Annotated in this window: 24 protein-coding genes, 1 rRNA gene and 2 other annotated features; all 25 genes read right to left on the bottom strand. The window is 41.6% G+C overall.

Going from position 1 to position 20677, the window contains the following annotated elements; all coding sequences use genetic code 11:
- Positions 1 to 92: 92 nt before the first annotated feature.
- Positions 93 to 698 carry a class I SAM-dependent methyltransferase gene (locus ACLGGR_RS18250; protein WP_142946785.1) on the bottom strand — a complete coding sequence of 202 codons (606 nt, stop codon included), beginning with the start codon at positions 696 to 698 and terminating at the stop codon, positions 93 to 95.
- Between the two features lie 96 nt (positions 699 to 794).
- Positions 795 to 1160: a 50S ribosomal protein L7/L12 gene (gene rplL, locus ACLGGR_RS18245; RefSeq protein WP_008345418.1), complete on the bottom strand. Its 366-nt coding sequence runs from the start codon at positions 1158 to 1160 to the stop codon at positions 795 to 797.
- Between the two features lie 48 nt (positions 1161 to 1208).
- Positions 1209 to 1709: a 50S ribosomal protein L10 gene (gene rplJ, locus ACLGGR_RS18240; RefSeq protein WP_041084739.1), complete on the bottom strand. Its 501-nt coding sequence runs from the start codon at positions 1707 to 1709 to the stop codon at positions 1209 to 1211.
- A 69-nt stretch (positions 1710 to 1778) separates the two neighbouring features.
- Positions 1779 to 1919, bottom strand: a sequence feature (ribosomal protein L10 leader region).
- A 49-nt stretch (positions 1920 to 1968) separates the two neighbouring features.
- Complete coding sequence (gene rplA, locus ACLGGR_RS18235; RefSeq protein ID WP_003217271.1) at positions 1969 to 2667, bottom strand: 50S ribosomal protein L1; 699 nt, start codon at positions 2665 to 2667, stop codon at positions 1969 to 1971.
- A 99-nt stretch (positions 2668 to 2766) separates the two neighbouring features.
- Entirely contained in the window at positions 2767 to 3192 is a 426-nt protein-coding gene (rplK, locus tag ACLGGR_RS18230) for a 50S ribosomal protein L11 (RefSeq protein WP_003216956.1), read from the bottom strand.
- 171 nt (positions 3193 to 3363) lie between these two features.
- Complete coding sequence (nusG, locus tag ACLGGR_RS18225; protein WP_003217197.1) at positions 3364 to 3897, bottom strand: transcription termination/antitermination protein NusG; 534 nt, start codon at positions 3895 to 3897, stop codon at positions 3364 to 3366.
- A 171-nt stretch (positions 3898 to 4068) separates the two neighbouring features.
- Positions 4069 to 4245, bottom strand: a complete 177-nt coding sequence (gene secE / locus ACLGGR_RS18220; RefSeq protein ID WP_008345422.1) for a preprotein translocase subunit SecE — start codon at positions 4243 to 4245, stop codon at positions 4069 to 4071.
- A 34-nt stretch (positions 4246 to 4279) separates the two neighbouring features.
- Entirely contained in the window at positions 4280 to 4429 is a 150-nt protein-coding gene (gene rpmG, locus ACLGGR_RS18215) for a 50S ribosomal protein L33 (protein WP_008356502.1), read from the bottom strand.
- 76 nt (positions 4430 to 4505) lie between these two features.
- On the bottom strand, positions 4506 to 5162 hold the full coding sequence (gene sigH / locus ACLGGR_RS18210) for an RNA polymerase sporulation sigma factor SigH (protein ID WP_008345424.1): 657 nt from the start codon (positions 5160 to 5162) through the stop codon (positions 4506 to 4508).
- 63 nt (positions 5163 to 5225) lie between these two features.
- A complete protein-coding gene (rae1, locus tag ACLGGR_RS18205; RefSeq protein WP_024425589.1) occupies positions 5226 to 5738 on the bottom strand; it encodes a ribosome-dependent mRNA decay endonuclease Rae1/YacP in 513 nt (170 codons plus the stop codon).
- 2 nt (positions 5739 to 5740) lie between these two features.
- Positions 5741 to 6490 (bottom strand): 23S rRNA (guanosine(2251)-2'-O)-methyltransferase RlmB, encoded by a 750-nt coding sequence (gene rlmB, locus ACLGGR_RS18200; protein WP_024425588.1) that lies wholly within the window; start codon positions 6488 to 6490, stop codon positions 5741 to 5743.
- On the bottom strand, positions 6474 to 6905 hold the full coding sequence (locus tag ACLGGR_RS18195) for a Mini-ribonuclease 3 (protein WP_024425587.1): 432 nt from the start codon (positions 6903 to 6905) through the stop codon (positions 6474 to 6476). The genes rlmB and ACLGGR_RS18195 overlap by 17 nt, the downstream gene beginning before the upstream one ends.
- Positions 6906 to 6908: 3 nt before the next feature.
- Positions 6909 to 8309 carry a cysteine--tRNA ligase gene (gene cysS / locus ACLGGR_RS18190; protein ID WP_034283904.1) on the bottom strand — a complete coding sequence of 467 codons (1401 nt, stop codon included), beginning with the start codon at positions 8307 to 8309 and terminating at the stop codon, positions 6909 to 6911.
- Positions 8306 to 8959 carry a serine O-acetyltransferase gene (cysE, locus tag ACLGGR_RS18185; RefSeq protein WP_034283914.1) on the bottom strand — a complete coding sequence of 218 codons (654 nt, stop codon included), beginning with the start codon at positions 8957 to 8959 and terminating at the stop codon, positions 8306 to 8308. Before cysE ends, cysS begins: the two co-directional genes overlap by 4 nt.
- Before the next feature lie 82 nt (positions 8960 to 9041).
- Positions 9042 to 9272: a binding site (T-box leader), on the bottom strand.
- A complete protein-coding gene (gltX, locus tag ACLGGR_RS18180) occupies positions 9272 to 10723 on the bottom strand; it encodes a glutamate--tRNA ligase (RefSeq protein ID WP_323650731.1) in 1452 nt (483 codons plus the stop codon). It overlaps the preceding feature by 1 nt.
- A 94-nt stretch (positions 10724 to 10817) precedes the next feature.
- Positions 10818 to 11294 (bottom strand): 2-C-methyl-D-erythritol 2,4-cyclodiphosphate synthase, encoded by a 477-nt coding sequence (ispF, locus tag ACLGGR_RS18175; RefSeq protein WP_003216928.1) that lies wholly within the window; start codon positions 11292 to 11294, stop codon positions 10818 to 10820.
- A gap of 3 nt (positions 11295 to 11297) precedes the next feature.
- Positions 11298 to 11987 carry a 2-C-methyl-D-erythritol 4-phosphate cytidylyltransferase gene (gene ispD, locus ACLGGR_RS18170; protein ID WP_003217158.1) on the bottom strand — a complete coding sequence of 230 codons (690 nt, stop codon included), beginning with the start codon at positions 11985 to 11987 and terminating at the stop codon, positions 11298 to 11300.
- Between the two features lie 13 nt (positions 11988 to 12000).
- Positions 12001 to 13101 carry a PIN/TRAM domain-containing protein gene (locus ACLGGR_RS18165; RefSeq protein ID WP_041084746.1) on the bottom strand — a complete coding sequence of 367 codons (1101 nt, stop codon included), beginning with the start codon at positions 13099 to 13101 and terminating at the stop codon, positions 12001 to 12003.
- A gap of 153 nt (positions 13102 to 13254) precedes the next feature.
- A complete protein-coding gene (gene disA / locus ACLGGR_RS18160; RefSeq protein WP_024425581.1) occupies positions 13255 to 14334 on the bottom strand; it encodes a DNA integrity scanning diadenylate cyclase DisA in 1080 nt (359 codons plus the stop codon).
- A 2-nt stretch (positions 14335 to 14336) separates the two neighbouring features.
- A complete protein-coding gene (radA, locus tag ACLGGR_RS18155) occupies positions 14337 to 15716 on the bottom strand; it encodes a DNA repair protein RadA (RefSeq protein ID WP_025092231.1) in 1380 nt (459 codons plus the stop codon).
- 94 nt (positions 15717 to 15810) lie between these two features.
- On the bottom strand, positions 15811 to 18246 hold the full coding sequence (gene clpC, locus ACLGGR_RS18150) for an ATP-dependent protease ATP-binding subunit ClpC (RefSeq protein ID WP_048240170.1): 2436 nt from the start codon (positions 18244 to 18246) through the stop codon (positions 15811 to 15813).
- Positions 18243 to 19334: a protein-arginine kinase McsB gene (mcsB, locus tag ACLGGR_RS18145; RefSeq protein WP_323650726.1), complete on the bottom strand. Its 1092-nt coding sequence runs from the start codon at positions 19332 to 19334 to the stop codon at positions 18243 to 18245. Before mcsB ends, clpC begins: the two co-directional genes overlap by 4 nt.
- A gap of 4 nt (positions 19335 to 19338) precedes the next feature.
- Positions 19339 to 19896, bottom strand: coding sequence for a protein-arginine kinase activator protein McsA (mcsA, locus tag ACLGGR_RS18140; RefSeq protein WP_024425862.1), 558 nt, complete (start codon positions 19894 to 19896; stop codon positions 19339 to 19341).
- A 14-nt stretch (positions 19897 to 19910) separates the two neighbouring features.
- Positions 19911 to 20375, bottom strand: coding sequence for a CtsR family transcriptional regulator (locus ACLGGR_RS18135; RefSeq protein ID WP_003217184.1), 465 nt, complete (start codon positions 20373 to 20375; stop codon positions 19911 to 19913).
- A gap of 177 nt (positions 20376 to 20552) precedes the next feature.
- Positions 20553 to 20668 (bottom strand): 5S ribosomal RNA (gene rrf / locus ACLGGR_RS18130).
- Positions 20669 to 20677 lie beyond the last annotated feature (9 nt).

The raw sequence follows: 20677 nt of genomic DNA, 5'->3' as shown, positions 1-20677 counted from the left end.
GCATAATTTATACAAAATAGTTGTTTTTTAAGCCTATCAAGCAAAATATACACATTGGCATTTTATAATGTTAACACAGCTAGGAAACTGCGTCAAACTTTTTTAGCTTTGATAATATAGTAGCCCTTTTTTTTCAATACAACTTCGACTTCTCCAAAGAGCTGCTCTAATTTCTCAATCGCAGATGGTCCACCTTGCTTTTTCTGAATAACCACCCACAACTCACCTTCCGGCAATAAATGATCAGCACTTTTTTCAAAGATCGCATGTACAACTTTCTTCCCTGCCCGTATTGGGGGATTGGTCAGTATAGAGGCAAAAGCAGCTGATGAATGAACATTCGAGAACAAATCACTTTGATAGATGCGGACATTATCAATGCGATTATGTTTAGCGTTTTCCTTTGAAAGTTCGACTGCTCTTTCGTTCACATCAATCATATGAATGGTGCGGCTCGTCATTTCGTTTGCTAACGATAAGCCAATCGGTCCATAACCGCAACCGACATCTAAGATATCGCCATCCACGTCAGGTTCTTCAAAAGCTTCAATTAAAAGCCTCGAACCAAAGTCGACTTCTTTCTTAGAAAACACTCCACTGTCACTTGTAAAAGTATAGGTACGGTTTCTCAAGGTGAAGTCCCATGTCTGTTTATTGCTTTTCACTGATGGCTTTTCCGTATAATAGTGGTCACTCATGGTGAATGGACCTCCTCTGGATTCAATCGTTTCAGGAGATTAGAAAAGAAAAAGCCCGCCAGTAAAAGCGAGCTTTCCCAAAAGATTAGGCGAAGATTACTTAACTTCTACAGAAGCGCCAACTTCTTCAAGCTTAGCTTTAAGTTCTTCAGCTTCTTCTTTAGCAATACCTTCTTTAAGTGGTTTTGGAGTGTTGTCAACAAGTTCTTTAGCTTCTTTCAAGCCAAGACCAGTGATTTCACGAACCACTTTGATAACTTTGATTTTTTGGTCTCCAGCACCAGCAAGTACTAGATCAAAATCAGTTTTTTCTTCAGCAGCAGCACCGCCACCAGCAGCTACAGCTACAGGAGCAGCAGCAGTTACGCCAAATTCTTCTTCGATTGCTTTTACTAAGTCGTTTAACTCAAGTACAGTTGCTTCTTTAACTGAAGCAATGATTTCTTCGATATTTAAAGCCATTTGTAATTCCTCCATTTTAAGTTTTTTTACGTAAACGTAAAGTAGGCATTAAGCGCCTTGTTCTTCTTTTTGTTCTGCAACTGCTTTAGTAGCAAGAGCAAGGTTACGAACTGGAGCTTGAAGAACGCTAAGCAACATAGAAAGTAAGCCTTCGCGAGACGGAAGTTCCGCAAGAGCCTTCACTTCTTCTACAGTCGCTACGTTTCCTTCGATGACACCAGCTTTGATTTCTAAAGCTTCGTGGCTTTTCGCAAATTCGTTGATGATTTTCGCAGGTGCGATAACATCTTCGTTACTGAATGCGATAGCGTTTGGACCTGTTAAGAAATCGTTTAAACCCGTTAGTTCAACTTGTTCAACTGCACGGCGAGTCAAAGTGTTTTTGTAAACTTTGAATTCTACGCCAGCTTCACGAAGCTGTTTACGAAGTTCAGTCACTTCAGAAACTGAAAGACCGCGGTAATCTACAATGACAGTAGACATACTATCTTTAAATTTAGAAGTAATTTCATCAACGACAACTTTTTTAGTATCGATTGCATTGCTCATGGTTACACCTCCTGTACATTCTTTGTGTAACACTTATACCGATTAGGCCATCACGTTCCTAACGAACGGTTCTCCATATAAAAAGCCTCCATTAAGACATGGAGGCTGTATATACAAGCATACGTTAACGTAAGACTGTGACATATACACCTCGGCGGGTTAATTAAGCCATAAGGCCCCTGCTGTCTACGGTATAAATGGACATTATTCTATTTTACAACATTTTGATATTATCAAAATGGTTGTCATAAGTCAAGAATTATTTTGCAGAGAAAGAAGATGGATCCACTTTCACGCCAGGGCCCATAGTAGATGTAACAGAAACGTTTTTCACGTATACACCTTTAGCCGCTGCAGGTTTTGCTTTAAGGATTGTGTCATAGATTGTTGCAAAGTTCTCAACAAGCTTTTCGTCCTCGAAAGAAACCTTTCCGATTGGCGCGTGGATATTACCAGCTTTATCAACGCGGTATTCTACTTTACCAGCTTTGATTTCATTGATTGCTTTTTCAACTTCGAACGTTACAGTTCCTGTTTTAGGGTTTGGCATAAGACCTTTTGGTCCAAGTACACGACCGATCTTACCAACTTCACCCATCATGTCAGGTGTCGCAACGATTACATCGAAATCGAACCAGCCTTGTTGGATTTTAGTGATGTAATCAGAATCTCCAACGTAGTCTGCTCCAGCAGCTTCTGCTTCTTTTGCTTTTTCGCCTTTAGCGAACACAAGAACGCGTTGAGTTTTACCAGTTCCGTTAGGAAGTACAACTGCACCGCGGATTTGTTGATCGTTTTTACGAGGGTCTACGCCCAAACGAAAAGCAACTTCTACAGTCGCATCAAATTTCGCTGTATTTGCTTTTTTTGTAAGAGAAACAGCTTCAGCTACATCATACGCTTTAGTACGTTCGATCAGCTTAGCAGCTTCTACATACTTTTTACCTTTTTTAGCCATTATAAAAATCCTCCTTATGTGGTTTTAGCGGAATAACCTCCCACGAATAAGGGTTGCGAACTTGTCAAAACCAAACTCGCAACCCAACAAGACAAAAAATTAATCTTCGATGACAATACCCATACTGCGTGCAGTACCTTCAACCATGCGCATAGCTGATTCAACGCTAGCAGCGTTTAAGTCAGGCATTTTTGTTTCCGCGATTTCGCGTACTTTATCACGCTTAACAGTTGCCACTTTATTACGGTTAGGTTCACCAGAACCAGACTCAATACCAGCTGCTTTTTTAAGTAAAACTGCAGCAGGTGGAGTTTTAGTAATAAATGTAAATGAACGGTCTTCAAAAACCGAAATTTCAACAGGAATGATAAGACCAGCTTGGTCAGCTGTACGAGCGTTAAACTCCTTACAGAATCCCATGATATTAACACCGGCTTGACCTAGTGCAGGTCCAACTGGTGGAGCTGGGTTAGCTTTTCCAGCAGGAATTTGCAATTTAACAACTTTAACTACTTTTTTAGCCACGAGACACACCTCCTTAAAGTCCGTGATGTGGTAATAGGGGAATCCCCCTCCCACTCAACAACTTCATTCTTTATATGAATGACGAAATAACTAGCTAGCGATCTTGAGCGAACTCAAGACGTACCTTTGCTATATTACCACTTCTATACACTCATTTCAAGCTCTTTTGAATTACAATTTATCGATCTGCGTGAACTCAAGTTCAACAGGTGTTTCTCTACCAAACATATTAACGAATACTTTGACTTTGCTTTTATCGTAATCAATTTCTTCAATAGAGCCAGTGAAGTTAGCAAATGGTCCATCGATGACCTTAACTGTTTCTTTCAGTTCAAAGTCGATTTCTGTTTTGCGTTCTTCAAGACCCATTCTCTTCAGAATGGTTTCAGCTTCGCCTGGCAGCAGCGCAGTCGGCTTTGAGCCTGATCCAGCTGATCCAACGAATCCAGTGACACCTGGTGTATTACGAACGACATACCAAGAGTCGTCAGTCATCACGATTTCCACTAGGACATAGCCAGGGAATACTTTCTTTTTGACAACTTTTTTCTTACCATTTTTAATATCCGTTTCTTCTTCTTCTGGTACGACTACGCGGAAGATTTTATCCTGCATGCCCATTGATTCAACACGCTTTTCCAAGTTCGCTTTTACTTTGTTTTCATAGCCAGAGTACGTATGCACAACATACCAATTCTTTTCCATTTTCGTTCAGGACTATTTAGTCCTTCCCTCCCCACATTTCATAATGTCTATTTGACGAATCTCGAGTACCGGTAAATATTTTCAAGCAATTGAAAAAACCCGTAAAACGGGTTTTTTGGCAAGTCATATTATGATCTATTATAGCACGTTCAGCAGACCATTATTCAAGTATTAATGAATTAATTCGATTAATTGTGAGATTCCTATATCAAGAAAAGAGAAAAAGATGGCAAAGAATACGACTGTTAAAATAACAGTGATTGTGTAGCGGACCATTTCGTTCTTCTTTGGCCAGCTGACCTTTTTCATTTCTTTTCCGACACTTTTTAAGAAACTGATAATACGCATGTAAAAGACCTCCACAGATTAAAGAACGCAAATCTTACTTCGTTTCTAAATGTGTTTTATGTGAATTACAAGTCTTGCAATATTTCTTAACTTCTAATCTTTCAGCTGCTGAAGCAACACTTTTCATTGTCGTATAATTGCGGCTTCCGCAGTCTTTACAGGCTAGAGTAATCTTTTTCCTCATATTTACACCTATTTTCTCGACATCATTTCATTAGTACCTTATCACAGTGTCGAAAAAGCTGTCAATATAGGTTTGATTAGAGACTAATCTCGCGAAGCTCTAAATATTTCTCTAATTTTCTCTTTACTCTTTGGAGTGCGTTATCAATTGATTTCACATGACGGTTTAAATCTTCAGAAATCTCTTGATAGGATCTGCCATCAAGATAAAGCACAAGTACCTTTCTTTCCAGCTCGCTTAGCAGTTCACCCATCTTCATTTCGATATCATCAAATTCTTCTTTGCTAATAATTAAATCTTCTGGGTTAAGCGCTTTAGCACCGGAAATGACATCCAATAATGTTCTGTCCGATTCTTCATCGTAGATCGGCTTGTCTAATGATACATAGGAATTTAACGGGATATGTTTTTGGCGAGTAGCTGTTTTAATTGCGGTGATAATTTGGCGGGTAATACATAATTCTGCAAAAGCCTTAAATGAAGTAAGCTTGTCCTCTCTGAAATCGCGGATAGACTTATAAAGTCCGATCATTCCCTCTTGGACAATGTCCTCTCGATCCGCTCCTATCAAGAAATAGGATCTTGCTTTCGCACGTACAAAATTGCGGTATTTCGTTATTAAATAATCTAGCGCATCACTATCTCCGACATGAACCCTTTCAATGACTTGTTCATCTTCCAACTGGCAAAATTGCTCTCTGATGGACTTACCCTTGCTGTTGTTTAGATTCACTTCGATCCCCCCGACCGCACCTAGATAGAAATATTATACATTAATGGTTGAAATATCGTCAAGCTATTCCAGATTCCCACGCCGCCATTTTTCAAACGTTTTCAATACATCTTCTGACAATTCAATTTTAGATGCTGGTTTATCAGAAGTAATCTTTTTGACCCTCGTTTCAATCTTTCGTTCTATCACTTCAATCTCTCTTAAAAGCTCACGAGCCGACTTCCGAAGAGCTCCTTGTCCAAAAATAGCCCATTGTTCCGTAAAATCTGAGGTTGCCACATGAATTTGCGTCCGAATATTATTCAAATCCTGCGCCAGCTTTTCAATCCGCTCATCCGCTGTTTCATTCTCTCTTGTAAAAATGACCTCTACTCGGTGGTTGGTCCGCTTTTTTTCAATTCCTTTGACCATATGGGCATCGAATACGACAATGACTCGATACCCTGTGTATGCTTGATATTCTGCTAAATGTTGAATCAGCACGTCTCTGGCTTCTTCAAAGCTGTTTTCCTTTAAGTGCTGCAGCTGAGGCCATGCACCTATCATGTTGTATCCATCGACTAAGAGGATATCCATCTCTATTCTCCTAACGGATAACGTTTTCGATACACTTCATACATCAATAAACCAGCGGCAACTGATGCGTTTAACGAAGTAACCTTCCCGGCCATAGGCAATTTAATCAGAAAATCACACTTTTCCTTTATCAATCGGCCAATTCCTTTTCCTTCACTGCCAATCACAAGAGCCAGCGGCATTGTGCCATCAAATTGTCTGTAATCCTGTTTAGCAGACGCATCTGTTCCCGCAACCCAGATTCCTCTTTCTTTCATTTCATCAAGGGCTCTTGAAAGATTGGTCACTTTTGCGACAGGAATATGCTCAATTGCTCCAGTCGATGCCTTAGCAACTGTTGTTGTTAGACCGACCGCTCTCCTTTTCGGAATGACAATCCCGTGTGCACCTACAGCATCTGCTGTACGCATAATAGATCCTAAATTATGCGGGTCTTCAATTTCATCTAAAATCAGAAAGAAAGGCTGCTCATTCCGCTTTTCAGCGATTTGATACAGGTCGTCCAATTCTGCATATTCATATGCTGCTACTTGTGCAACGATTCCCTGGTGCTGACCTGTAACCATTTGATCAAGCTTTTTCCTCGGAACATACTGAATGGTGATATTTTGCTTTTTAGCGAGTTCAATGACCTGCTGGGCTTGTCCTTTTACAGTGTTTTCTGCCATCCAGAGCTTGTATAACTCCCGATCTGACTTCAGTGTCTCAATCACTGCATTTTTCCCAATGACATAATCATGTTGCTGACTCATTTGTCTTCCTCCCTGACGTTCCGATTTCAATCGCCTGACCAATCAGCTCTTCTAAGCGTTCGTCCTGCTTTTCGATAAATAAATAACCCATGAGCGCTTCAAACGCTGTACTATAACGATACGTTTGAACGTCTGTGTTTTTAGGCACTGTGCCTGATTTTGCGTTTCTTCCTCTTTTCAGCACCGCTTCCTCTGCTTCAGTGAAAAAGCCTTGCTGCTGAAGCGTAAATAAAATAGCAGCCTGTGATTTAGCTGAAACAATTTTGCTTGCTCGTTTGTGCAGCTCATTTGGTTTTGTCGCCCCCGTTTGGAGGAGGTGATGCCTCACATATACTTCAAAAATGGCATCACCCATATAAGCTAGCGCAAGTCCGTTCAGCTGTTTACCGTCTTTCAGCTTTTCAAAATTCAACATTGCCTATTCTCCTCTTTTCCAGCGAGTACCTTGAGGAGTGTCCTCCAACACAATATTCATGTTCTTTAATTGATCACGTATTTGATCAGATAGAGCAAAGTCACGATTTCTTCTAGCTTCATTACGTTTTTCAATTAACGCTTCAACCTCTTCGTCAAGCGTGTGCTTTTCTTCTAATGAGAAGCCAAGAACAGACGTGATTTCTTGGAACAAGCCGATAAATGCCTTGATCACTTCCTCCGAAGTATGATCATTTTCCATATAATAATTCGCCTGTTTCGCTAATTCGAATAAAACAGAGATCGCATTTGCCGTATTGAAGTCATCATTCATTTCAGAAATAAATGTCGCACGCTGCTCTTCAATTTTTGCCAGCCATTCAGCATTGTCTTCCGTGATATTTGTGCTGCTCTCTAGACGATGATGTAAATTCGCATACGATGTCTTGAGTCGGTTAAACGCACTCTTTGTACTTTCTAATAAATCCATTGAGTAGTTAATTGGGTGACGATAGTGAACCGACAACATAAAGAAGCGGAGCACATCAGGATCTTGTTCTTTCACAATGTCATGCACCAGCACAAAGTTGCCAAGTGATTTTGACATTTTTTCATTATCGATATTAATATACCCGTTATGCATCCAATACTTCGCAAAAGGCTTCCCTGTCAAAGCCTCAGATTGGGCAATTTCATTCTCATGGTGCGGGAATGTTAAATCCTGTCCGCCAGCATGAATATCGATCGTATCACCTAAATATTTTTTGACCATTGCCGAGCATTCAATGTGCCAGCCTGGGCGTCCTTCGCCCCACGGGCTATCCCAAGAGATTTCCTGATCCTTTGCAGCCTTCCAAAGAGCAAAGTCCAGTGCATCTCGTTTCTTTTCACCTACACGAATACGGGCACCTGTCTTCAGCTCATCAATTGATTGGTGAGAAAGCTTTCCATAACCTTCAAATGAGCGTGTGCTGTAATACACGTCGCCATCTGCTTCATAGGCGTAGCCTTTTTCAATCAATGTGGCAATAAACGCAATAATATCATCCATGTTTTCCGTCACTCGAGGGTGAAGGTCTGCTTTTTTGCACCCTAGTGCACTGACGTCTTCGAAGTAGGCCTGGATAAACCGGTCAGCAATTGTCGGCACATCTTCTCCGAGTTCGTTGGCTGCTTTGATGAGTTTATCATCCACATCTGTAAAGTTTGATACAAAGTTCACATCGTAACCGCTGTATTCCAAATACTTACGTACAGTGTCATAAACAATAGCAGGTCTAGCATTCCCGATATGAATGTAGTTATAAACCGTTGGTCCACACACATACATCTTGACCTTTCCTGGCTCAAGCGGGACAAATTCTTCCTTCTTCCGTGTCAATGTATTATAAATATTGATTGTCATGATTGTTCTTCCTTTCTGCTCAATGAAGCCAGCTCACCTTTTAGCTTTTCCATTTCTCGTTCCAATTCTTTGAAACGATCGGAAATTGGATCTGGCAAATCTTGATGATTGAGATCACGATTGATTTTCTTTCCATTTTGAACGACGACTCGCCCAGGTATACCGACAACGGTGGAATGGTCGGGTACGTCCTTTAACACGACCGACCCTGCTCCAATCTTGGCTCCTTTTCCAACTGTAATGGAACCTAGCACCTTTGCACCTGTCGCAATGAGGGCATCGTCTAAAATGGTCGGATGCCGTTTTCCCTTTTCTTTCCCTGTTCCCCCTAATGTCACGCCTTGGAAAACAGTGACGTTGTCTCCAATTTCACATGTTTCCCCGATCACGACGCCCATGCCGTGATCAATGAAGAACCGCCTGCCAATGGTTGCCGCTGGGTGAATCTCCACCCCTGTGAAAAAGCGGCTGACCTGAGAAATGATCCGCGCAATAAAATACAGCTTCCGCTTATAAAATGCGTGCGCAATACGGTGAGCCCAAATCGCATGAAGCCCTGAATAGGTTAGCACTACTTCAATATAGCTTCTAGCAGCAGGATCTTGATCAAACACAGTATCAATATCTTCTTTCAGCATTTTGAAAAACACATGCTCCCCCCGTTCTTCCCCATCAATCTCTCTTAGGACTTGCTCTCTTTTTTTGGACAAATAAAAAACGCCTCTGCCATATGACAGAGACGTTTTGAAAACGCGGTTCCACTCTGTTTAGAAAGCCACTTATCTTGAAGCCTTCTCAACTTAATCCCATAACGGAGGGTACCGCCCTTGCATACTAACTTACGTGTTCCTCAAGGGTCTTGAGGGTGCATTTCCAACGTCTGCCCATAAGTCTCTTTCAGCCGGTGGAGACTCTTTCTGTGATGGCCGAGTACATTGTACTTCTCCCTCGCAACGATTTCCTTATATTTGTTTAATGCGGTTTAATACCGTTTCTTTACCTAGTAATTCAATACTTTGCGGAAGTTCTGGGCCATGCGTTTGTCCTGTGACAGCTACACGAATCGGCATGAATAGTTTCTTGCCTTTATGCCCTGTTTCTTTTTGTACCGCTTTAATGGCAGCCTTGATTTCATCAGGTGTGAAAGACTCAAGCTGTTCAAGCTGACCTGCAAAAGATGCCATGACTTCTGGTACTTGCTCCTCTGCTAGAACTTCCTTTGCCTCTTGATTATACTCAATTTGCTCCTTAAAGAACAACTCTGTCAACTCAACAATTTCTGCTCCGTAGCTTAATTGTTCGTGATACAGAGAAATAAGCTTGCGTACCCACGTGTTTTCTTCTTCAGTCAGCTGCTCACTTACCTTGCCTGCCTTTTGAAGATGCGGAAGTGTTAATGCCACAACCTGATCAAGATCAAGTGCTTTCACGTATTGGTTGTTCACCCATTTTAGTTTATGCATATCGAATAGAGCTGGTGACTTAGAAAGTCGGTTCACATCAAAAATGTCGATGAATTGCTCTTTTGTAAACAGTTCTTCTTCGCCTACTGGAGACCATCCAAGTAATGCAATGAAGTTAAACAGTGCTTCAGGTAAATAGCCTAGATTCTTATATTGCTCGATGAATTGAATAATCGATTCATCACGTTTACTTAATTTCTTGCGGTTCTCATTCACAATCAACGTCATATGTCCGAATAGCGGAACATCCCAGCCAAATGCATTAAAAATCATGATTTGTTTAGGGGTATTTGAAATATGATCCTCTCCGCGAAGAACGTGAGTCATTTCCATCAAATGATCATCCACGGCTACTGCAAAGTTATAAGTTGGCGTGCCATCTTTCTTCACAATAACAAAGTCACCAATGCCGTCTGTTTCAAATGAAATATCACCTTTGACCATGTCGTCAAATTTGATGATTTCTCCTTTTGGTACTCGGAAGCGGATGCTTGGCTCTCTTCCTTCAGCAATCAACTTGTCCTCTTCTTCTTTTGATAAATGACTGCATTTACCAGAATATCGAGGCATTTCGCTGCGGGCGATCTGTGCTTCACGCTCTGCCTCTAGCTCTTCTGCTGTACAATAGCACTTATACGCCAAGTCCTTCTCTAGCAGCTCATCATAATATTTTTTATAAATATCATTACGCTCTGATTGTCTGTAAGGACCGTAACCGCCATCTTTATCAATGCTCTCATCCCAATCAATACCGAGCCATTGCAGGTGGCGAAGCTGGCTTTCCTCCCCGCCTTCTACATTACGCTTTTGATCCGTATCCTCGATTCGAATAATAAATTTGCCGCCTTGGCTGCGTGCGAACAAATAGTTGAAAAGAGCCGTTCTAGCATTCCCAATATGTAAATGACCAGTTGGACTCGGTGCATAACGAACACGCACTTCATTTCCCATGAGTTTAACTTCCTTTCATCTGCATCATGTTGTCTGACACCAATTTTTTATAAACGTATTTTATCATCAAAACCCATTCTCATCAAAATGGATTTTACTTTTTCTGAAGAAGCACTGTTGCCTGAGAAGCAATTCCTTCGCCTCTTCCTGTAAAACCGAGTTTTTCTGTCGTTGTTGCTTTGACATTCACCTGTGTGACATCTGCCTCAAGTGCTTCTGCGATTTTCTCACACATTGGTTGAATGTAAGGTGCCATTTTTGGCTTTTGCGCCATGATGGTGCAGTCAATATTCACAAGTGTGTAGCCCTTTTCTTTCACAAGTGCCCACACATGCTGCAATAATTTAAAAGAATCTGCATCCTTAAACTCAGGGTCAGTGTCCGGGAAATGTCTGCCGATATCTCCTTCAGCAATCGCACCTAGGCAGGCATCTGCCACTGTGTGAAGCAGTACGTCAGCGTCTGAATGCCCTAGCAGTCCCTTTTCATAAGGGATGGTGACCCCGCCGATAATCAGAGGTCTCCCCTCTGTTAATTGATGTACATCAAAGCCTTGTCCTATTCTCAACATGATCTAGTACCCTCTTTCCGCATCCATAATAGCCTTGGCAACCAATAAATCATCCGGTGTTGTCAGCTTAATATTGGTATAGTCTCCTTGGACAATATACACATTCTCGCCATGTAATTGTTCAACAAGGCTGGCGTCGTCTGTTCCAAGGAAGCCTGTCCGCTCCGCATATTCATGCGCCTCTTTTAAAATAGAATGACGAAAAGCTTGTGGGGTCTGGACTGCCCACAAGCTCTGACGTTCAATGGTTTGTTCCACTTTGCCTTCTTGAACGCGTTTGATTGTGTCTTTCACTGGTACCGCTACAACTGCGGAGCCTTTTTCAATCGCTGCTTTAACGAGCAAGTCAATCTGTGTATGCTTAATAAAAGGCCTTGCCCCATCATGAACAAGCACGATGTCCGCATCTTTCACAGCCTTTAATCCTTCGTATACACTTTGCTGACGTTCTTCACCGCCAGTGACAAGTGAAACAGGCGTTTGAAAAGCGTGTACCTTGAGTAGCCTTTCAAAGTCTTGACGCTCCTCTTCATTGATCGCTAGGATCATGCGTTTGCATTGCGCATGAGCGTCAAACACCTTTAGTGTATGAATGATGACCGGCATTCTTTTCAGCTCAATAAAAAGCTTATTGCGGCCGGCCTTCATTCGTTTCCCCTGCCCCGCAGCCGGAATAACTACTTCATAATACATGTTCGTTCTCCCTTTAGAGCGCCTTCTCCAGAAGTTTTGGCTTCGCAAAAATCATTCTTCCAGCAGCAGTCTGCAGCACACTAGTGACGAGCACATCGATGTCTTTTCCAATGTAATTGCGTCCTTCTTCGACCACAATCATTGTACCGTCATCTAAGTAAGCAACACCTTGGTTATGCTCTTTCCCGTCTTTAATGACCTGTACCTTCATTTCTTCCCCAGGCAGTACAACCGGTTTAACGGCATTGGCTAGATCATTGATGTTTAACACTGCTACTTTTTGAAGTTCGCATACTTTATTTAAATTAAAATCATTGGTCACAACAACACCTGAAGTTAATTTAGCGAGCTTCACAAGCTTGCTATCAACCTCTTGAATGTCTTCGAAGTCACCTTCGTAAATTTCAACTTTGATATCCAATTCTTTTTGAATACGATTTAAAATATCAAGACCTCTTCGGCCTCTATTTCTCTTTAATACATCAGAAGAGTCTGCAATATGCTGTAATTCCTCGAGCACAAATTGAGGAATGACCATAACGCCTTCTAAGAATCCAGTTTGGCAAATATCTGCGATTCTTCCATCAATGATAACACTTGTGTCTAAAATTTTCAGCTTTTTATCTTCTATTTCAGGTTCATCATCAGCTGCTCCCTTTTTCTTTGTGACCTTTGCAGATCGGGAGAACAGCCCTATCATTTCATCCTTCTTCTTAAAGCCTACCTGAAATCCAAGGTATCCTAAAAAGAAAGCCAGGAAAATCGGAATAATGGTACCAAAAATATGATATGGGATATTGTTTAGCGGGATCACGTTTACAATAAGATATGCTAGAATAAGTCCAAATACTAATCCGAAACTTCCAGATATAAGATCAGGAAGAGGCGCCTTCAATAGAGAATCCTCGATCCATTTCACCCAATTTACCACATAACCTGTGCACCATTTACCAATGATGAAGAACACAATGGCTCCTATTAGTGCTGAAGAGTAAGCATTTGTTATGAAAGGTATGTCCTTTACATTTAAAAGCAGAAATAACTCTGGAATGATAAAAATCCCCACAACTGCACCCAAAATGATAAAAAACGCCTGAACGATTCTTTTTAACATACCTTCACCTCCTTTATTTTTCATCTGTCAATCCACCTTCATCTGACATTAATATATGTTTAAGTTTCCTATCATGAGTAACAGAAAACAAAACCATCATTAATATACCCATATTCATCCATTTTTAACCGTAATAGAGAAAAATTTCTCTTCTTAAAGCTGACGGTCAATGTAATGTTTTTCTTGTAACCTTTTTAATCCTTTTTTTATCTTTTTCGCTCTTACTTCTCCAATTCCTTCTACTTCATCCAATTCTTGTACATCTGCTTCCATAATTCGATCTAGCACACCGAATGCTTCAACCACATTTTCGACGATTGGCATTGGCAGTCTAGGGATTTTATGGAGCAATCTATATCCTCTTGTGTACACATATTCGTCAATATTTGTAGAAGCTGGATATCCAAGTAACTTGTACAGAATGGAATCATCTAAAAGCTCAAAGCTCGACATATCTTGAAGTTGTTTAAGCAGCACATACGGATCTTTGATCTTTTCTTTCACGTAATCTTTAATAAATAAAGCCGCTTCCTGCTCCATATCTGTAATCAGCTCATTGACCTGCAGACGAATCAAGTGTCCTTCTGTTCCGAGCTCTTTGATATACATATTGATTTCATTTTTGATTCTGAGTACCATTTCGTAGCGGTGCAGCACGGATAATACATCACCAAAGGTCACAAGCTCTTCAAATTCTAGGGCGCTTAACGCAGAAATGGCGTGATCTAAAATGGTTTTATATTTCTCAAGTGTCTGAATGGCTTGATTGGCCTTTGTTAAAATAAAGCCAATATCTTTCAGCGTATAACGACGATTCCCTTGGTATAAGGTAATGACGTTCCTCCGTTCAGAAATGGCAATAATTAAGCAGCCTGTCTGCTTCGCTACACGTTCAGCCGTACGATGCCTCATGCCTGTTTCCGATGAATGGATGGTTGCATCTGGCATCAACTGTGTATTCGCATACAAGATTTTTTGACCAGAATCGCTAAGAATAATGGCTCCGTCCATCTTCGCCAATTCATATAAATGTGCTGGGGAGAAGGCAGAATTAATGTGAAATCCTCCATCTACCACACTCTTTACTTTGTCATTATAACCAACAACAATGAGCCCGCCAGTATTGGCTCTCAGGACGTTTTCAATCCCTGCCCGCAGAGGAGTTCCTGGTGCCACAAACTGTACAATATCTAAGAGATCGAGTTCTCTCGCTCCTTTTTTCTCTTTTTCCATTTCTATGATCCCCCTAGTGAAATTCGAAGTGCCTCCGCTACATTTTCTACACCAACTAACTCAATCCCTCTCGGCTTTTTCCATCCGTCTATATTCGCCTGAGGAATAAACATTCGCTTAAATCCTAGTTTCGCAGCTTCCTGCACTCGCTGTTCAATTCTTGATACTCTTCTGACTTCTCCCGTCAGACCGACCTCTCCTATAAAGCAATCCGCTTGATGCGGCGCTGCGTCTTTAAAGCTTGATGCAATACTGACGGCAATAGCTAAGTCAATCGCCGGTTCGTCAAGCTTCACACCCCCTGCGACCTTTAAATACGCATCTTGGTTTTGCAGTAGCAGCCCCACGCGTTTTTCTAAAACTGCCATAAGCAGCGATACTCGATTATGATCAAGGCCAGTGGCCATTCTTCGCGGATTCCCAAAGCTTGTCGGGGAAATTAACGCCTGTATCTCGACAAGTACGGGTCTTGTTCCTTCCATTGAGGCAACAACACACGAACCAGATACACCTGCCGACCGCTCTTCTAAAAAGATTTCTGATGGGTTTAATACTTCCGTGAGCCCTTCCTCTCTCATTTCAAATATTCCTAGTTCATTCGTTGAACCAAATCGGTTTTTGACCGCCCGTAAGATACGAAACGTATGATGACGCTCGCCTTCAAAATAAAGAACTGTGTCCACCATATGCTCTAAAAGGCGTGGACCTGCGATCGAGCCTTCTTTGGTCACGTGACCAACGATAAAAATAGGAATACCATTTGTCTTGGCAATCTTCATCAGCTGCGCTGTACATTCTCTTACTTGAGATACCGAACCGGGAGCTGACGTAATATCGCTTTGATAAACGGTTTGAATCGAATCCACCACAACAAAAGCAGGTTTCATCTCCTGTATAGCAGACGTTATATACTCCATATCGGTTTCAGCCAAAACATGTAAAGAGGCGCTTTCAATGCCAAGGCGGTCCGCTCTTAGCTTCGTTTGTTTAATGGACTCCTCACCAGATATGTATAACACATTCTGATTTTTGTCTGAGAGCTGTGCTGATACTTGTAATAATAATGTGGACTTCCCAATCCCAGGATCTCCGCCAATGAGAACAAGAGAGCCTTTGACAATTCCACTTCCTAATACTCGGTTAAATTCTTCTAAATTCGTTTTAATTCGGGGTTCTTCGGATGTTTCAATTGCAGATATAGGTGAAGGTTTTTGAATGGTTTGAACAGAATGGTTAAAAGCACTTCGACGGTTTGCCGGCTCTTTGCGAACGACCTCTTCTGTCATACTGTTCCACGTGCCGCAGCCTGGACATTTCCCCATCCATTTGGCTGACTCATAACCGCATGATTGGCATATAAATTTTGATTTTGTCTTAGCCATAGATTGAAGAATACAACTCCTTATACTGGTCAGAAAATAAGTAAAGGGAGGCATACACCTTGCTGGTATGCCTCACACTTTTTTTCTTACTATATTAGTTCGTAGCAGCCGTCGCTTTTACGACAATTTCTCCATCTTCCACATCTAATACGATATGTTGACCCTTTTCAATATTGCCCTTCAGAAGCTCCTCAGAAAGACGATCCTCCACATGCTTTTGAATCGCTCTTCTTAACGGACGCGCACCGTACTCAAGATCTACACCTTCGTCGGCAATCTTCGCTTTTGCTGCTTCTGTCAATTCAATTGATAGGTCTTGTTCTTTTAATCGTTTTGTCAATTGATCAGACATGAGAGACACGATCTCTTTTAGATGTTTCTTCTCAAGCGAGTGGAAGACAATGATTTCATCAATACGGTTGATAAATTCAGGTCTAAACGCACGTTTCAACTCGCCCATCACTTTGCCCTTCATATCCTTGTAATTTTGACCTTCATCCTGCACGTTAAAGCCAACATATTTATTGCGCTTCAGCTCACTAGCTCCAACGTTTGATGTCATGATCAAAATCGTATTTCTAAAGTCAACGGTACGCCCTTTAGAATCAGTCAGACGACCATCTTCTAACACTTGCAGTAAGATATTAAATACATCTGGATGCGCCTTTTCAATCTCGTCTAAAAGAACGACAGAATAAGGTTTTCTTCTCACTTTTTCAGTCAGCTGTCCACCTTCATCATAGCCGACATAGCCTGGAGGTGATCCGACAAGTCTGGATGTAGAGTGTTTCTCCATGTATTCAGACATATCAATACGGATCATTGCTTCTTCATCACCGAAAATAGACTCAGCCAGCGCTCTTGCAAGCTCTGTTTTACCAACCCCTGTTGGACCTAAGAAGATAAAGGAGCCGATTGGACGCTTCGGATCTTTCAGACCAGCACGCGCACGTCTCACCGCTTTTGCTACAGCGACAACCGCTTCATCCTGTCCGATCACACGAGAGTGGAGCAATTGTTCCATATTCAGAAGCTTATCTGTCTCCGTTTGAGCAATTTTCGAAACAGGCACTCCCGTCCAGCTGGAAACGACCATTGCGATATCATCTACAGATACCTCTGAATTCTCTTGTCCCTGCTTTTCTTTCCATGATTTCTTTGTGACTTCTACTTTTTCACGCAAACGCTGCTCTGTATCGCGAAGAGAAGCTGCTTTTTCAAATTCTTGACTTTGAACTGCCGCATCCTTTTCCTTGCGTACTTCGTCCAGCTTTTGCTCTAGTTCTTTTAGGTTAGGCGGTGTTGTGAACGAACGTAAACGGACTTTCGAACCTGCCTCATCAATTAAATCAATCGCCTTATCTGGAAGGAAACGATCAGAAATATAACGGTCAGACAGCTTCACTGCCGCCTCAATCGCTTCATCTGTAATAGACACACGGTGATGTGCTTCATATCGGTCTCTAAGCCCTCTTAAAATTTGAATACTTTCATCAACAGACGGCTGATCTACTTGAATTGGCTGGAAACGTCGTTCAAGCGCAGCATCCTTTTCAATATATTTACGGTACTCATCTAACGTTGTCGCTCCGATACATTGAAGCTCTCCACGTGCTAAGGATGGCTTCAAGATATTAGATGCATCAATCGCACCCTCTGCTCCACCAGCACCAATGAGCGTATGAAGCTCATCGATAAAGAGAATGATATTTCCTGCCTGACGAATTTCGTCCATCACTTTTTTCAAACGATCCTCGAATTCACCACGATATTTTGTACCAGCTACAACAGTTCCCATATCCAGTGTCATCACTCGTTTATCGCGCAGGATTTCAGGCACTTCGTTATGAATAATTTGCTGTGCAAGACCTTCTGCGATGGCTGTCTTACCAACACCAGGCTCACCAATCAGCACAGGGTTATTTTTTGTTCTTCTACTTAGGACCTCAATGACACGTTGAATTTCTTTGCTTCGCCCAATGACAGGGTCCAAGCTGTCCTCTTTTGCGATAGCTGTTAAATCCCTTGCCAAGCTATCTAGTGTTGGTGTATTTGCATTGCTATTAGAGCCTGCCGCAGATGCACCTGTTTCATTGCTTCCAAGCAGCTGCAGGACTTGCTGACGTGCTTTATTTAAGCTCACTCCGAGGTTATTTAAGACACGGGCAGCGACACCCTCTCCCTCACGAATAAGACCTAATAGAATATGTTCTGTCCCTACATAGGAATGACCTAGCTTTCTTGCTTCATCCATTGAAAGCTCAGTAACCTTCTTCGCTCTAGGCGTATAATGAGGAATAGCTTGAGACACCTCTTGCCCTCTTCCAATCAAGCTTTCGACTTCTTTTTGGATTTTATCTGAAACAAGGCCCAGTGCTTCTAACGCTTTGGCAGCGATGCCCTCGCCTTCACGTACAAGGCCAAGTAAAATGTGCTCAGTACCAATATTCTTATGGCCTAGGCGAATGGCTTCTTCTTGTGCAAGTGCTAATACCTTTTGAGCTCTTTCAGTGAATCTTCCAAACATCATATCGTTTCATCCTCCTGTCCATTCCTATGCATTTCTAAGCGCAGCCTTTCTCTTATGATCGCTGCTCGTTTTATATCTCGTTGATTTGGCTCCAAGGCTCCTCCTGAATATTGCTGAAGGAAGCCCGGCTGGGTCAAAATCATGAGTTCATTCAGTATATTACTTGAAAGCCCCTTAATGATACCTAAATCAATTCCAAGCCGCACATCTGACAAACACTTTGCTGTTTCCTTTGATTCAATCATACGACAATTGGCCAAAATCCCTAAAGAGCGGTACACTCTGTCCTCAAGTTCAATTTTAGATGTTTGATATAACGCTTTTCGTGCAGATCGCTCTTGTTCAATGAGCTGAGCGGTCACACTATTCAAGTCATCTACAATGTCTTCTTCTGATTGACCAAGTGTCATTTGATTTGAAATTTGAAAGATGTTCCCTATTGCTTCGCTGCCCTCACCATAAATTCCTCTGACCACAAGACCTAATTGATTAATTGCGGGAATAATGCGATTCATTTGTCTTGTGAGCGCTAATGCTGGTAAATGCATCATGACCGAAGCCCTAATACCTGTACCTACATTGGTCGGACAACTTGTTAAGTATCCTCGCTTTTCAGAAAACGCATAATCCACTTGCTCTTCAATCCAGTCATCTACCTGATTAGCCGCCTTTAGTGCATTGGCTAGCTGAAAACCAGGGAATAAGCATTGGATTCGAATATGGTCTTCTTCATTCAGCATCACACTGATTTCTTCATTTTCAGAAAGCAAGCAGCCGCCAAATCTTGATTCAGCTAAATTTGGGCTAATCAAGTGCTTTTCAACAAGTACCCTTTTTGCTAAAGGCTGCGTTTCATTCATTCGAATCAAAACAAAGTTTCCAATGTCCTTCACTTCCTGGCTAGCAAACTTTTGTTCGAATTGCTGGAGAACAGCTTCAGCTTCTTCTTGAGAAAACTGAGTTGGGAAACGAACATGCTCTAGATTGCGCGCTAGCCGGATACGACTGCTTAGAACAATGTCACTTTCTGGTCCTTTTTGTTTCATCCACTGACTTAAAGCGTCTTGAATAAAATGCTGGAGCGACATGTCGTTAATCTCCCTCCCTCTGCTGAGATTGCTCATGCTCTAATGCACGAATTTGATCTCGAACTTCCGCTGCTTTTTCGAACTCTTCCTGTTCAATCAGCTGCTTCAGCTCTTGCTGCATTAACTCAAGTTTCCGGCGGACATGCAGGCTGCCGGCAATTCGTTTAGGGACTTTTCCATTATGGACTGTATTTCCACTATGGACTTTCCGTAAAACAGGGTTCAGATACTGATCAAATGTACGATAGCATTCTGCACAGCCAAATCGGCCTGTTTTTCTGAACTGCTGAAAGGTTAAGCCACACTTAGGACATTGATCCACTTCTTTCGCTTCTTGAAAAATAGACGAGCCCTTGTTCGCACTTGTGGTGAAGCTAGGATCAATATTCAATAAGCCTGATAATAAGTTGTGAATCGAGAAACCTTGGTTTCCACTCATAGCATATGAATCACTGTTTTCTTTTGCACATTGTTCACATATGTGCATTTCTTGTTTTTCTCCATTTATAACTTTCGTAAAGTGAAAAGTGGCTGGTCTCTCATTACATTCTTGACAAATCAATCTTTTCACCCGCTTTACTTTAATTTCAAAGCATTTAACATCGCTTTCATCATTCGAGCCCGCAGTTCATCTCGTTCAGGTAAATCAATATGCAATACAGAACGGTCCATGACACTAATCATCATCTTAGCTTCTCTTTCAGATAAAATGTTATTTTCAACAAGACGCATGATGATATGATCAGATGCAGCCTGTGATAAACGATGATATATTTGGGAAATAATATTGTTCAATAAGTCGACTTCATCATTCATTTTGACTTTAATGATGCGGATATAGCCACCGCCGCCACGCTTACTTTCAACGATATAGCCTCTCTCGCTCGTAAAGCGTGTATTGATAACATAGTTTATTTGTGAAGGTACGCATTGAAACTTATCTGCAATTTCATTGCGTTTAATTTCTAATATTTCTCGACCGTTCTGATCCAAGACTTCCTTCAAATACTGCTCGATGATATCAGAAATATTTTGTGCCACTCCGCCTCCTCCTCCATTGACTTTGACTATATTTGACTTTAATCTTACTATAAATTTTTTCGATCGATTTTTCAAGATAATCGCTCAACTAACAACATTATTTCCACATTTATATGGTGTCAAACCTCTCAAAAACACAAAAAAGACCAGTTCCGCATGGAACTGATCCTTATAGAAGCTTGGCGGCGTCCTACTCTCACAGGGGGAAACCCCCAACTACCATCGGCGCTGAAGAGCTTAACTTCCGTGTTCGGTATGGGAACGGGTGTGACCTCTTCGCTATCGCCACCAAACCTGATGGA

Origin of the sequence: Bacillus sp. BD48 (assembly GCF_046566805.1) — a bacterium.
In the GTDB taxonomy this organism is placed as follows: Bacteria; Bacillota; Bacilli; order Bacillales; family Bacillaceae; genus Bacillus; species Bacillus safensis.
Note: the sequence above shows the minus strand (reverse complement) of the source record. Positions and strands in the feature narration are given on the sequence as shown.